A 12,028-nucleotide genomic window follows, 5' to 3' on the forward strand; every position below is an offset into this window, starting at 1 on the left:
TCGTCGTGGGAGGTGCCCCCACGCTCGAATCCCGCATCGAGCGCACGAAACTTCGTGCGCTCGATGCGGGATTCCTGGGTTATCCCAGGAAGTTTCCGACGGTCTCGTGGGAAACCGGGTCAGGGGGTGCGGGTGAGGCGGAACGGCTCGCCGCCGTCGGCGGCGGGCAGCACCAGCGCGTCGTCCTCGAGGCGGAGCGGCGTCGTCACCCCGACGTCGGCCACGAGCGAGGGGTCCAGGCAGCCGCGGAGGGTCGAGATCCACTCCGACAGCACGACCTCCCCCTCCCGGACGGCCCACTCCCCCGAGCCGCTGTTGCAGCCGTCGTAGGCCTCGCCCCTCCCGCCGCCGTGCAGCACGACGTACGGCGTGCCCGCCGCGACGGCGTCCTCCAGCGGCACCCCGTCGACCGTCCACGTCCCGACCACCGGGTCGTCACCGCCGTCGTCGCGTCCGCAGGCGGCCAGCACCAGCAGCATCGTCCCGATCATGAGGATCCGCATCATCCGATGATGCACCCACGGACTAGCGTGGACCCGTGAGAATGCGGATCGACCTGGCATACGACGGCAGCGGCTTCTCCGGTTGGGCCGTCCAGCCGGGACTCCGCACCGTGCAGGGTGAGCTCGAGGCGGCGCTGGGCATGATCCTGCGGCTGCCGGAGCCGCCGAGCGTGGTCTGCGCCGGGCGCACCGACGCCGGCGTCCACGCCCGCGGCCAGGTGGCGCACGTGGACCTCGACACGCATCCCGGGGTGCTGGAGCGACGCCTGCGCCGCTACCTCCCCGACGACATCCGCATCAAGGGCATCCGCGAGGCGCACCCCGACTTCGAGGCCCGCTTCGCCGCGACGGAGCGCCGCTACGTGTACCGGATGACCGACCACCCGGCCGGCCCCGACCCGCTGGCCCGCGGCATGATCGTCGCCCACCCGCGCCCGCTGACGGTCGACCTGATGAACGAGGCTGCCGAGCACCTCCTGGGCGAGCACGACTTCGCCGCCTTCTGCCGCAAGCGCGAGGGGGCCACGACGATCCGCACCCTCCTGGCCCTGCGGACCGTGCGGGGCGGCGAGACGATCGCCACGACGGTCCGCGCGGACGCGTTCTGCCACTCGATGGTGCGCTCGCTCATGGGCTGCCTCGTCGCTGTGGGCGAGCGACGCTTCCCCCCGGAGTTCGCGGCCGAGGTGTTGTCCGGCAAGGTCCGCGACGGACGGGTCAAGGTCATGGAGCCGCACGGCCTGGTGCTGGAGGAGGTCGTCTACCCCGACGACGACGCGCTGGCGGCCCGCGTCCACGAGTCACGACGGCGCCGGGACGAGTGACGTGCCGCGGCTCCTGAGCGCCGGCCTCCTCCTGCACCGCGAGCGCGGCGGGCGGACCGAGGTGCTGCTCGGCCACCTCGGCGGCCCGTTCTGGGCCCGCAAGCACGAGCGCGCCTGGTCGATCCCCAAGGGTGTCGTGGAGCCGGGCGAGGAGCCGCTGGAGGCAGCACGCCGCGAGTTCACCGAGGAGCTCGGCCTCCCGGTCCCCGAGGGTGAGCTGCTCGACCTCGGCTCGGTCCGGCAGTCGCGCAAGGACGTGCAGGTGTGGGCGCTCGCCGCCGACCTCGACCCCGCCACGGTCGTGCCCGGCACGTTCGAGATGGAGTGGCCCCCGCGGTCCGGCCAGGTCCAGCAGGTCCCCGAGCTCGACCGCGTGGAGTGGTTCGCGCCGGAGGACGCCGAGGTGGCCCTCGTCGCCGCCCAGGTCGAGTTCCTGCACCGACTGCGTTCGCTGCCAGACTGAACCCATGGACTGGGACGACATCGCGGGTCACCTCACCGCACTCCCCGACACCGAGCTCACCACCACCTGGGACAACCCGGCGGTCAAGACCGGCGGCAAGCTGGTGGCCTGGTGGCGGGACGCGAGCGACTCCCCCGGCTCGGTGGCCATCAAGGTCTCGCCCGACGAGCTCGAGGCCCTCGTCGCCGACCCCGACAGCCCCTTCTACACGATCGAGCACTTCCGGAAGTTCGGCACCAAGGCGGTGCTCGTCCGCCCGGAGGACGTGGACCCGGACGAGCTTCGCGACCTCCTGACCGAGGCGTGGCGCCTGATGGCGAAGGTCCGGGTCCGCAAGGCCTGGGAGGCGGAGCAGTCCTCGTGAGGTGGTTGCTGCCCGTGCTGCTGCTGGCCCTGACCGCCTGCGGCGCGGGGTCCGACGACGCCGGGCTCACGCTCCCGCCCGTCGGAGCGGTCGTCGACTACCAGCTCGGCGGGCGGTACGAGCCCGCCGACGACGTCGACGTCGTGACCCGCGACAAGTCCTCGGTGCCGGACCCCGACCGGTACTCGATCTGCTACGTCAACGGCTTCCAGACCCAGCCCGGCGGCGCCCGCGACGTGTTCGTCGTGCAGCACGGCGTCGACCTGCTGCTGCAGGACGCAGCAGGAGACGACGTGATCGACCCGGGCTGGCCCGAGGAGACCCTCTTCGACATCGGGACCCCTGAGAAGCGCACCGAGCTGGCCGAGGTCGTGGGCGACTGGATTCGCACCTGCGCGAACGACGGCTTCGACGCTGTCGAGGTCGACAACCTCGACAGCTGGACCCGGTCGCAGGGGCTCCTCGACCAGGGTGACGCCGAGGCCTTCGCCGCGCTCCTGGTGGAGGCCGCCCACGACGCCGGCGTCCCGATCGGCCAGAAGAACGCCGCCGAGCTCGACGGAGCAGCGCTGGGCTTCGACTTCGCGGTCACCGAGGAGTGCGCGGTCTACGACGAGTGTGACGTCTACACCGACATGTACGGCGGCCACGTCATCGAGATCGAGTACACCGACAACGGTCTCGAGGCCTTCGAGGAGGCCTGCGCCGACGCCGCGGGTGATCGGTCGATCCTGCTGCGCGATCGTGACGTCGTGCCCGACGACGACCCCGCGTACGTCTACGAGCACTGCTGAGAAAGACTGGGGCGATGGCCGACCACTACTTCTCCGCCTCCCCCGGAGGCGCTGAGCGCCTGCGCGAGGTCGAGGTGGACCTGGGCGGCCGCACGATCGCGATGCGCACGTCCTCCGGGGTGTTCTCCGGCGACGGCCTCGACCACGCCACCCGACACCTGCTGCGCAGCCTCGAGCTCGACGAGTCCGCCCCGGACCGGGTGCTGGACCTCGGCTGCGGCTGGGGCCCCATCGCCCTGGCCCTGGCCGACCACTGGCCCGAGGCCGAGGTGTGGGCCGTCGACGTCAACGAGCGCGCGCTCGCGCTCACGGCCCGCAACGCGGAGCGGCACGACCTCACGGTCACCACCGCGGCGCCCGAGGACGTCCCCGACGACCTGACCTTCGACGCGATCTGGTCGAACCCGCCGATCCGCATCGGCAAGGAGGCCCTGCACGAGCTCCTGCTGCACTGGCTCGCGCGCCTGAGCCCGGACGGCGCCATGACCATGGTCGTGGGTCGCAACCTCGGCGCGGACTCGCTGCAGCGCTGGCTGGTCGACGAGGGCTGGCCCACGGAGCGGCTCGCCTCCGCGAAGGGCTTCCGCATCCTGCGCACGACCCGCGCCTGACGCCCGCACGCACGAGGGCCCCGCGCCGCCGAAGCGGTGCGGGGCCCTCGTGCGGACGAGCAGGGTCACTCCTTGTCGGAGGACTCCTCCGTCGTCTCGTCGGTGGTCGTCTCGTCGGACGCCTCGACCTCGGTGGTCTCCGCCTCGGCCGGAGCCTCGGTGGTGGTCTCCTCGGCGGCCTCGTCGGTCACGGTCTCGTCGGTCACGGGGGTCTCCTCGGCGGGAGCCTCCTCGACCGGCGCGGCCGTGGCGGCCTTCTTCTTCGGCGCCTGGTTCTGCGCACCGAACTCCTGGGCCTCGACGATCTCGATCACGGCCATGGGGGCGTTGTCGCCCTTGCGCGGACCGATCTTCGTGATGCGGGTGTAGCCGCCGGGACGGGTGGCCATGGCCGGACCGATCTCGGTGAACAGGTGGTGCAGGACGCTCTTGTCACGGATGACCTTGACGACCAGGCGGCGGTTGGCCACCGTGTCGATCTTGGCCTTGGTGATGAGCTGCTCGGCATAGGGACGCAGACGGCGGGCCTTGGCCTCGGTCGTCGTGATCTTGCCGTGCTCGAACAGCGACTGCGCCAGGTTGGCCAGGATCAGCCGCTGGTGCGCGGGGCTGCCGCCGAGGCGGGGACCCTTGGTGGGGGTAGGCATGCGTTACTCCAGGTGGGATGCGGCGGGCCGACGGCTCGCCGGGTGGCTCAGTACTGCTCGTCCTCGGCGAACGACGTGTCGTCGTCCTCGAAGGACACGGCGGACGGGTCGAACCCGGCGGGGCTGTCCTTCAGGCCCAGACCCATCTCGACCAGCTTCTCCTTGACCTCGTCGATCGACTTCTGCCCGAAGTTGCGGATGTCGAGGAGATCCTGCTCCGAACGGGTGATCAGCTCACCGACGGTGTGGATGCCCTCACGCTTGAGGCAGTTGTACGACCGGACGCTGAAGTCGAGGTCCTCGATCGGCAGGGCCAGGTCGGCAGCGAGCTGCTCGTCGACCGGCGACGGACCGATGTCGATGCCCTCGGCCTCGACGTTGAGCTCACGGGCCAGGCCGAAGAGCTCGACGAGCGTCGAACCGGCCGACGCGATGGCGTCGCGGGGCTCGATCGACCGCTTGGTCTCGACGTCGATGACCAGGCGGTCGAAGTCGGTGCGCTGCTCGACTCGCGTCGCCTCGACCTTGTAGGTGACCTTCAGCACGGGGCTGTAGATCGAGTCGATCGGCATGCGGCCGATCTCCTCGTCGCCGGTCTTGTTCTGCACGGCCGAGACGTAGCCGCGGCCACGCTCGACGACGAGCTCGACGTCCAGGCGGGCCTTGTCGTTGAGCGTCGCGATGTGCAGGTCCGCGTTGTGGACCTCCACGCCCGCGGGCACCTCGATGTCGGCGGCGGTGGCCGCGCCGGCACCGGAGGCCCGCAGGTACATCACGACGGGCTCGTCGATGGTCGAGGAGACCACGAGACCCTTGAGGTTGAGGATGATCTCGGTGACGTCCTCGGTGACACCGGGGACCGTCGAGAACTCGTGCAGGACGCCGTCGATCTTGATGGACGTGACGGCGGCACCCGGGATCGAGCTCAGGAGGGTGCGACGCAGCGAGTTGCCGAGGGTGTAGCCGAACCCGGGCTCGAGGGGCTCGATGACGAACCGCGAGCGGAAGTCGTCGACGATCTCTTCGGACAGGGTGGGGCGCTGGGCGATCAGCATGGTGATTCCTTTCCGGGACAACCGTTATATGAGGCCCGGGTGGGTGGGGAAAGAACTACTTCTTCGAGTAGAACTCGACGATCAGCTGCTCCTGGATCGGAACGGTGATCTGTTCGCGGACCGGGTTCTGGTGGACCAGGATCCGGCCGCGGGTGGGCGACACGTCGAGCCACGCGGGCACGGTGTCGGAGTCGTGGGTCTCACGCGCGACGATGAACGGCGTCGTGTTCAGGCTCTTGGCCTTGACGTCGATGATGTCGAACTTGCTGACCTGGAACGACGGGATGTTCGTCTTGACGCCGTTGACCAGGAAGTGACCGTGGTTGACGAGCTGACGGGCGTGACGACGCGTGCGGGCCAGTCCCGCGCGGTAGATCACGTTGTCGAGACGCGACTCGAGCAGCGTCAGCAGGTTGTCACCGGTCTTGCCGGGACGACGCGAGGCGAGCTCGTAGTAGTTCGCGAACTGCTTCTCGAGGATGCCGTAGGTGTAGCGCGCCTTCTGCTTCTCCTGCAGCTGGGTGCGGTACTCGGACTCCTTGATGCGGGCGCGGCCGTGCTGGCCGGGCGGGTAGGGACGACGCTCGAAGGCGGCGTCACCACCGACGAGGTCGACGCCGAGGCGGCGCGACTTCTTGGTGAGAGGACCGGTGTAACGGGCCATGGTTCAGTGCTCCTGAAATTCGTGGGTCGAGCTGGGACGCGGAGGTCTCAGAGACGACGGTGCTTGGGCGGGCGGCAGCCGTTGTGGGGGCTGGGGGTGACGTCGGAGATCGTGCCGACCTCCAGGCCGACACCGCTCAGCGAGCGGATCGCGGTCTCGCGACCCGAACCCGGGCCCTTGACGAAGACGTCGACCTTCTTCATGCCGTGCTCCTGGGCCTGACGCCCAGCAGCCTCGGCCGCCATGCCGGCCGCGAACGGCGTCGACTTGCGGGAGCCCTTGAAGCCCACGGTTCCACCGGACGCCCAGGCGATGACCGCGCCGGACGGGTCGGTGATGGTGACGTGCGTGTTGTTGAACGTGCTCTTGATGTGGGCGTGGCCCTGAACGACGTTCTTCTTCTCCTTGCGGCGCACCTTCTTGGCGCCGGCGCTCTTGGGAGGCATCAGGCGATCACTTCTTCTTTCCGGCGACGGTGCGCTTCGGGCCCTTGCGGGTGCGCGCGTTGGTCTTGGTCCGCTGTCCGCGGACCGGCAGGTGCGCACGGTGGCGACGGCCCTGGTAGCTGCCGATCTCCATCTTGCGACGGATGTCGGCGGTGACCTCGCGACGCAGGTCGCCCTCGGTCTGGTAGTTCGCCTCGATGTGGTCACGGAGCGCGACGAGCTGGTCGTCGTTGAGCTCGTGCACCCGAAGGTCGCCCGAGATGCCGGTGGCGGCAAGGGTCTCGGCGGCGCGAGTGCGCCCGATGCCGAAGATGTAGGTGAGTGCGATCTCGAGGCGCTTCTCGCGCGGGAGATCGACTCCGATGAGGCGTGCCATGTGCTGGCAGTTCCTTTCGGTACGGCAGAGGTGTGGGCATCCGCGGCGCCCCAGCTGCCTCCCGGAGGCCGCTCCGTCGCAGGTGCGGGGAGTGGGGATCCGGAGCCGGGCCCCGGCCTCTGCGCCGGGGGTGGCGCCCGGGAGTGGTCCCGGGCGAGCCGTCAGATGTTCAGTGGTGCTGGCGAAGAAGTCTGGTCAGCCCTGGCGCTGCTTGTGCCGGGGGTTCTCGCAGATGACCATGACGCGGCCGTGGCGACGGATCACCTTGCACTTGTCACAGATCTTCTTCACGCTCGGGTTGACCTTCATCGAGAAGCTCTTTCCTGATTCTGAACGTGAGTGTCGGTTATGAAGTTGTGGTGGGGCGGGTGCCCCGGTGCCGCGTCAGGATCGACGCGTCACTTGTAGCGGTAGACGATGCGACCACGGCTGAGGTCGTACGGCGAGAGCTCCACCACGACCCGGTCCTCGGGGAGGATCCGGATGTAGTGCTGGCGCATCTTGCCGCTGATGTGGGCGAGCACCTTGTGCCCGTTGGTCAGCTCGACGCGGAACATCGCGTTGGGGAGAGCCTCCACCACCGCGCCTTCCATCTCGATGACGCCTTCTTTTTTCGCCATAACCTCAGCTTCTCGGTTGCTTCGTCGGGTGGCCCGGACATGCGGAATTCCGCCTGGACAGGCCGACGTGCAAGTCTACGCCTCTCCAGGGGTTCCAACCAAATCGGGCCCGTGGTCACCTCTTCCCCGTGATCAGCGCGCGGTGGAACGCGACGCCGCGTTCCAGCCAGGCGGCCTCGACCCACTCGTTCGGGGCGTGGATCGAGTCGCGCTGCGACCGACTCATCTTGAGCGGGCTGAAGCGGTAGACCGAGTCGCTGATGCGGGTGAAGTGGCGGCTGTCGGTGGCGCCGGTCTGCACGTAGGGCACGACCCGGATCGGCTCGCCCGGCACCTCGAGCGCGGCGATCGCGCGCCCCAGGTGGGCCCAGGCGGCGTTGTCGGTGCGGGAGACGGGCGGCGGGTCGTTGCCCTCGATCGCCTCGATCTCGACGTCCAGGCCCTTCAGCAGCCGGGTGAGCCGGGCCCGCAGCTGCTCGCGGTCGTCGCCCACGGCCAACCGCACGTTGACCACGGCGCGGGCCTCGGTCGCGAGCACGTTGTCGGCGGGACTGCCGTTCAGACGCGTGACGGCCATGGTCGTGCGGACCATCGAGCTGGTCTCCTTGCTGACCCGGGCGAGCACCTCCGCCACGGGGCGCCGGGCGCGACGCGCCTGGCCGAGCGCCAGCCGGACCGGGAGCGGCATGCTCTCCCCCACCACCCCGAGCATCTGCAGCACGGGCTCGGACAGGCCGGGCGGCGCCGGGTTCTCCTCGAGCCGCACGATCGCGCGGGCGAGACGCGCCGTCGCGCCGTCCGGCGACGGGGTCGACGCGTGCCCGCCACCGCCGCGGGCGAGGAGGTGCACGTTGGTGATGCCCTTCTCGACCGTCGCGACCATCGCGCTGTCGCCGATCAGCCCGGGGAGGGCGTCGTCGACGACCGCACCGCCCTCGTCCGAGACGAGCCACGGTCGGACGCCGAGCTCGTCCAGGTGCGCCACGACGCCTCGGCACTCGTGACCCTCGACCTCCTCGTCGGCGCCGAAGGACAGCCACACGTCGTGCTCCGGGGTGACCCCCTCGGCGAGCAGCTGCTCCACCGCCTCGGCGACACACACGAGGGAGCCCTTGTCGTCGAGCGTCCCGCGCCCGTGCACCACGACACCGTACGGTCCGTCGACGACCTCGCCCGAGAACGGGTCACGGTCCCACTGCTCGGCCGGCGCCGGCACGACGTCGTAGTGCGCCATCAGCACGATGGGGTCCGTCTCGCTGCGGCCCGGCCAGCGGAACAGCAGCGAGCCGCCGGGAAAGGTGGTGAGCTCCAGCTCCGCGTGGAGGCGGGGGTAGAGCCGGGCGAAGGTCTCGCGGAACCGGACGAACTCCCCCTCGTCGCGCTCGTCCGGGGCCGACACCGTGCGGCATCGGACGAGCTCGGACAGCTCCTCGGCCGGCGTGCTCACGGCACGACCTCCGGCAGGGGCTCGGGGTCGGCGAAGGCCAGGCGCGGCACGAACGTCAGGAGCACGGCGGCGACGACGGCCGTGGCCGAGCACACGACCCAGACCGTGTAGTACCCACTCATCGAGGCCGCCGTGGAGTGGGTCGCACCCTGCGCGAGCGCGACGCCGAAGACGCAGGACGCGAAGGCGCCACCGATCGTCTTGGTCGTGTTGGTCAGACCCGTGGCGACCGCCGTGCGTCCCTCCGGTGCGGCAGCGGCCGCGGCGGCGGGCAGCGCCGCGACGAGCGCGCCCGAACCGAGGCCTGCGACCACCATGCAGGCGGCGACGGTCGGGATCGTTCCGTGCGCGACGACCAGCAGCCCGTAGCCGAGCGCGATCAGGCCGGCGGCGCCGATCAGGCAGCTGCGGGGGCTGTACCTCTGGCTGACCCGCGCGAAGACGAGGGCGCCGACCAGCAGCGACAGCACGTAGGCGCCGATGAGGGGTGCGACGGTCGAGGAGTCCAGGCCCAGGCCGTAGCCGTGCTCGTCGGGATCGGTCTGGGCGAAGGTCGACAGCGGCACCTGCGCCCCGAGGACGCTGACCCCGAAGAGCAGGGCGGTGAGCTGTACGGGCCACATCGACGGCTGACGCATGACCCGCAGGTCCACGAGCGGGTCGGGGGCCCTGAGCTCCCAGCGACCGAACGGCAGGAGGAACGCTGCTCCGACCGCCATCGCGAGCCACGGCCAGGGCGACCCCACGCCCTCGGTGCGCACGAGCGAGAGCCCACCCGTCACGAGCACGAGGCTCGCGCTGATGAGCGCCAGCCCGCGTCCGTCGAGGCTCCCCGCTTGCACGACGTGGTCGCGGTCGACCGCGAGGTGGATCACCAGCACGACGCCGGTGGTCAGGAGGGCGGGCACCGCGAGCACGATCCAGATCGGGTCGAACGCCGCCGTCGTGGCACCGGCCGAGAGCGCACCCGCGATCGCGCCCGCCTGCAGCGCCGCGACGATGACACCCGTGGCGCGCCGGGTCGCCGCTGCACGGTCGGCCAGCCCGAGGCTGCGGCGGTAGATCAGGGCGACCTCGAGCGGGAGCCACACGGTGAACACGCCCTGCAGCGCCCAGAAGACGAGGTAGGTCTCGAACGACGACGAGAAGGCGATGCCCCACGTGGCCACCGCCGTGAGCACAGCCGACCACCACAGCACCCGCTGGTGCCCCACCAGGTCACCGAGCTTGGACAGCGCCGGGACGCACAGGGCCGAGAGGAGCAGCTGGGCGGCCTCGAACCAGTTGACGTCGGCGTCGTTGATCGACAGGTGCCGGGCGATGTCGGAGGCGAGCGGCGTGTAGTAGCCCTGCAGGAAGCCGCTGACGAACTCGACGAAGACCAGCGCTCCGACGAGTCCGGCGCCGATCGAGGTCGCTCGCGAGGTCGGTCCCACGGTCCGACCCTACGTCGTCGCAGGGCCAGGCCCGCGGCTCAGCCGCAGGCGCGCAGGGTGATCGCGGTGATCCTGTCGGACCCGTCGAGGTCGAGAGCGAAGCAGGTGGCTCCGGTGCCGTCGGCCACGACCGAAACCACCCCGTCCCCGCTCGCGTTGGTCGGGCCGTAGAGCCGCTCGGCATCGGCGCGGGAGTCCCCGACCGCGAGCCCGTCGATCGTGCGGACGTCCGACGTCGCGATCGTGATCGCCGAGACGAGCCCGTCGGTGAGCTCGACGACCGCTTCGCCGACCTCGAGCTCGACGACACCGCGAGAGCGGACCGTCGGCAGCTCCTCGTCCGCCGCCGACCGCACGTCGTCGACGGTCGCCCCGAGGTCGATGCCGCGGAACGAGGTCGACGTGAGCGCCTGCGCGGACCAGTCCTGGTTCAGGGTCGCCGACAGCCTGGTGGCCAGGAGCGTCGCCGTGGCGGCACTCAGGTTCTGGCCACCACCGGCCTCCGCGATGCAGTCCAGCTGAGCGGACGCGGCCGGGTCGGCGTCGGTCCGGAAGCCCACCGTGCTGACCGTCAGGTCCTGGTCCGTCCCGTGCAGGTCTCCGGCGACGGCGCACGGGTCGGGACCGAGGCCGTCCGGGGCGCAGGTGTCGAGGCCGTCGGAGACGATCACGACCTGCCGCGGCCCGCTCGCGGGCAGGAGGTCGACCGCCGTCTGCAGGCTCAGCCCGACCGGCGTGTAGCCACGGGGCTCGAGCCCGGCCAGCACCCCCGCGATGTCGCGCTGGGCCATGGGGCCGACCTCACGGGCCACGACGACGTCCTGGCACCCCGCCTGCTGCTCCGCGTCGCTCGACCCCGTCGAGGTCCCGTAGACCACGAGGCCGAGCTCGTGTCCCGGCCGCAGCGCGGCCATGACGTCGCCGACGGCCGCCTTGGCCGCCTCCAGCCGCTGTCCCGGGGCGTCCTGGACGGCCATGGAGCCCGAGGCGTCGATGACGATCACGGTCGGCACCGGGGCGACCTCCTCGAGTGCCGAGACGGGCATCGGGGCGCCGATCTCGCGGTCAGTCGCGGCAGCGGTCTCGTCCGCGCCCTCCGGACCGCTCGACCCGCCGCAGGCCGCCAGCAGCAGCACGGCTGCCATGACCACGGCCGATGCGCGCCTCGTCCCGGACTGCCCCCACATGCGCACGAGACTACGTCGGGGAGGACGGGGTCGTCAGGGGACTACTCCCCCGGCAGACCGGCGGCCAGTGAGCCTCCGCGCTCGACGAGACGCGACAGGACGATCGCCGTCTCCGTGCGCTCGACGTTGCGGGCCGCGTGCCGCAGCCGCTCGAGGGCGTCCTCGAGGTGCCGCACGTCGCGGGCCACCAGACGGACGATCGCGTCGGCCTGGCCCGTGACGGTGACGGCGTCCTGCACCTCCGGGATCGACGCGAACGCGGCCTGCAGCTCGTCCGGTCCGATCGCGCCGTGGCAGTGCAGCTCGACGTACGCCTCGGTGCTCCAGCCGAGCAGCTGCGGGTCGAGCACCGCGGTGAAGCCGCGCACGACACCGTCGGCCTGGAGCCGGTCGAGCCGTCGCTTCACGGCCGGGGCCGAGAGTCCGACCCGGTCGCCGATCACCGACAGGCTCGCTCGGCCGTCGTCCAGGAGCACCTCGACGATGCGTCGGTCGATCAGGTCCATGGCCCCATCGTCGCAGACGCGCAAGAATCAGCCGCCAGCGGCTCGTTCACGCAACGAATCACCACCCCGAACGAGGATTGTCGCC

At 70.9% G+C, this 12,028-nt stretch carries 17 protein-coding genes; 5 read left to right on the forward strand and 12 right to left on the reverse strand.

What is annotated here, in order from left to right:
- Positions 1-119: 119 nt before the first annotated feature.
- The gene (locus LO931_RS03565) at positions 120-503 is read right to left on the reverse strand and encodes an META domain-containing protein (RefSeq protein WP_229051846.1); all 384 of its coding nucleotides are present in this window, start codon (positions 501-503) and stop codon (positions 120-122) included.
- 41 nt (positions 504-544) lie between these two features.
- Between LO931_RS03565 and truA the strand changes: the two genes are divergently transcribed.
- The 5 genes from truA to LO931_RS03590 are packed head-to-tail and all read left to right on the forward strand — an operon-like array spanning position 545 to position 3,559.
- A complete protein-coding gene (truA, locus tag LO931_RS03570; protein ID WP_370636090.1) occupies positions 545-1,327 on the forward strand; it encodes a tRNA pseudouridine(38-40) synthase TruA in 783 nt (260 codons plus the stop codon).
- A 1-nt stretch (position 1,328) separates the two neighbouring features.
- Positions 1,329-1,790: an NUDIX domain-containing protein gene (locus tag LO931_RS03575; RefSeq protein WP_229051848.1), complete on the forward strand. Its 462-nt coding sequence runs from the start codon at positions 1,329-1,331 to the stop codon at positions 1,788-1,790.
- A 4-nt stretch (positions 1,791-1,794) separates the two neighbouring features.
- Positions 1,795-2,154: an MmcQ/YjbR family DNA-binding protein gene (locus LO931_RS03580; protein ID WP_229051849.1), complete on the forward strand. Its 360-nt coding sequence runs from the start codon at positions 1,795-1,797 to the stop codon at positions 2,152-2,154.
- Positions 2,151-2,948: an endo alpha-1,4 polygalactosaminidase gene (locus LO931_RS03585; RefSeq protein WP_229051850.1), complete on the forward strand. Its 798-nt coding sequence runs from the start codon at positions 2,151-2,153 to the stop codon at positions 2,946-2,948. The genes LO931_RS03580 and LO931_RS03585 overlap by 4 nt, the downstream gene beginning before the upstream one ends.
- A 14-nt stretch (positions 2,949-2,962) precedes the next feature.
- Positions 2,963-3,559: a class I SAM-dependent methyltransferase gene (locus LO931_RS03590; protein WP_229051851.1), complete on the forward strand. Its 597-nt coding sequence runs from the start codon at positions 2,963-2,965 to the stop codon at positions 3,557-3,559.
- Positions 3,560-3,624: 65 nt separating this feature from the next.
- Here LO931_RS03590 and rplQ read toward each other — a convergent pair whose 3' ends face one another.
- From rplQ to LO931_RS03645, 11 genes are all read right to left on the reverse strand, one after another.
- Positions 3,625-4,206 carry a 50S ribosomal protein L17 gene (gene rplQ / locus LO931_RS03595; protein ID WP_229051852.1) on the reverse strand — a complete coding sequence of 194 codons (582 nt, stop codon included), beginning with the start codon at positions 4,204-4,206 and terminating at the stop codon, positions 3,625-3,627.
- A 47-nt stretch (positions 4,207-4,253) separates the two neighbouring features.
- Positions 4,254-5,261 carry a DNA-directed RNA polymerase subunit alpha gene (locus tag LO931_RS03600; RefSeq protein ID WP_229051853.1) on the reverse strand — a complete coding sequence of 336 codons (1,008 nt, stop codon included), beginning with the start codon at positions 5,259-5,261 and terminating at the stop codon, positions 4,254-4,256.
- Positions 5,262-5,316: 55 nt separating this feature from the next.
- Positions 5,317-5,925 carry a 30S ribosomal protein S4 gene (gene rpsD / locus LO931_RS03605; protein WP_229051854.1) on the reverse strand — a complete coding sequence of 203 codons (609 nt, stop codon included), beginning with the start codon at positions 5,923-5,925 and terminating at the stop codon, positions 5,317-5,319.
- Positions 5,926-5,972: 47 nt separating this feature from the next.
- Positions 5,973-6,371: a 30S ribosomal protein S11 gene (rpsK, locus tag LO931_RS03610; RefSeq protein WP_229051855.1), complete on the reverse strand. Its 399-nt coding sequence runs from the start codon at positions 6,369-6,371 to the stop codon at positions 5,973-5,975.
- Positions 6,372-6,378: 7 nt separating this feature from the next.
- Complete coding sequence (gene rpsM, locus LO931_RS03615; protein ID WP_229051856.1) at positions 6,379-6,747, reverse strand: 30S ribosomal protein S13; 369 nt, start codon at positions 6,745-6,747, stop codon at positions 6,379-6,381.
- A 195-nt stretch (positions 6,748-6,942) separates the two neighbouring features.
- Positions 6,943-7,056 carry a 50S ribosomal protein L36 gene (rpmJ, locus tag LO931_RS03620; protein WP_008361054.1) on the reverse strand — a complete coding sequence of 38 codons (114 nt, stop codon included), beginning with the start codon at positions 7,054-7,056 and terminating at the stop codon, positions 6,943-6,945.
- 89 nt (positions 7,057-7,145) lie between these two features.
- On the reverse strand, positions 7,146-7,367 hold the full coding sequence (gene infA / locus LO931_RS03625; RefSeq protein WP_023647000.1) for a translation initiation factor IF-1: 222 nt from the start codon (positions 7,365-7,367) through the stop codon (positions 7,146-7,148).
- Between the two features lie 115 nt (positions 7,368-7,482).
- The gene (locus LO931_RS03630; RefSeq protein ID WP_229051857.1) at positions 7,483-8,814 is read right to left on the reverse strand and encodes a M20/M25/M40 family metallo-hydrolase; all 1,332 of its coding nucleotides are present in this window, start codon (positions 8,812-8,814) and stop codon (positions 7,483-7,485) included.
- Positions 8,811-10,250: an MFS transporter gene (locus LO931_RS03635; RefSeq protein ID WP_229051858.1), complete on the reverse strand. Its 1,440-nt coding sequence runs from the start codon at positions 10,248-10,250 to the stop codon at positions 8,811-8,813. The genes LO931_RS03630 and LO931_RS03635 overlap by 4 nt, the downstream gene beginning before the upstream one ends.
- Positions 10,251-10,288: 38 nt before the next feature.
- Entirely contained in the window at positions 10,289-11,395 is a 1,107-nt protein-coding gene (locus LO931_RS03640) for a VWA domain-containing protein (protein WP_229051859.1), read from the reverse strand.
- An 83-nt stretch (positions 11,396-11,478) separates the two neighbouring features.
- Complete coding sequence (locus LO931_RS03645) at positions 11,479-11,943, reverse strand: Lrp/AsnC family transcriptional regulator (RefSeq protein ID WP_229051860.1); 465 nt, start codon at positions 11,941-11,943, stop codon at positions 11,479-11,481.
- Positions 11,944-12,028: the final 85 nt, after the last annotated feature.

The sequence above is a fragment of the Aeromicrobium sp. Leaf350 genome (genome assembly GCF_916858655.1).
GTDB lineage: Bacteria > Actinomycetota > Actinomycetes > Propionibacteriales > Nocardioidaceae > Aeromicrobium.

What these genes read in the sequence shown, in the direction of transcription:
- LO931_RS03565 (WP_229051846.1), bottom strand. Translation starts at nt 503, where the DNA reads ATGCGGATCCTCATGATCGGGACGATGCTGCTGGTGCTGGCCGCCTGC.
- truA (WP_370636090.1), top strand. Translation starts at nt 545, where the DNA reads ATGCGGATCGACCTGGCATACGACGGCAGCGGCTTCTCCGGTTGGGCC.
- LO931_RS03580 (WP_229051849.1), top strand. Translation starts at nt 1,795, where the DNA reads ATGGACTGGGACGACATCGCGGGTCACCTCACCGCACTCCCCGACACC.
- LO931_RS03590 (WP_229051851.1), top strand. Translation starts at nt 2,963, where the DNA reads ATGGCCGACCACTACTTCTCCGCCTCCCCCGGAGGCGCTGAGCGCCTG.
- rplQ (WP_229051852.1), bottom strand. Translation starts at nt 4,206, where the DNA reads ATGCCTACCCCCACCAAGGGTCCCCGCCTCGGCGGCAGCCCCGCGCAC.
- LO931_RS03600 (WP_229051853.1), bottom strand. Translation starts at nt 5,261, where the DNA reads ATGCTGATCGCCCAGCGCCCCACCCTGTCCGAAGAGATCGTCGACGAC.
- rpsD (WP_229051854.1), bottom strand. Translation starts at nt 5,925, where the DNA reads ATGGCCCGTTACACCGGTCCTCTCACCAAGAAGTCGCGCCGCCTCGGC.
- rpsK (WP_229051855.1), bottom strand. Translation starts at nt 6,371, where the DNA reads ATGCCTCCCAAGAGCGCCGGCGCCAAGAAGGTGCGCCGCAAGGAGAAG.
- rpsM (WP_229051856.1), bottom strand. Translation starts at nt 6,747, where the DNA reads ATGGCACGCCTCATCGGAGTCGATCTCCCGCGCGAGAAGCGCCTCGAG.
- rpmJ (WP_008361054.1), bottom strand. Translation starts at nt 7,056, where the DNA reads ATGAAGGTCAACCCGAGCGTGAAGAAGATCTGTGACAAGTGCAAGGTG.
- infA (WP_023647000.1), bottom strand. Translation starts at nt 7,367, where the DNA reads ATGGCGAAAAAAGAAGGCGTCATCGAGATGGAAGGCGCGGTGGTGGAG.
- LO931_RS03640 (WP_229051859.1), bottom strand. Translation starts at nt 11,395, where the DNA reads ATGGCAGCCGTGCTGCTGCTGGCGGCCTGCGGCGGGTCGAGCGGTCCG.
- LO931_RS03645 (WP_229051860.1), bottom strand. Translation starts at nt 11,943, where the DNA reads ATGGACCTGATCGACCGACGCATCGTCGAGGTGCTCCTGGACGACGGC.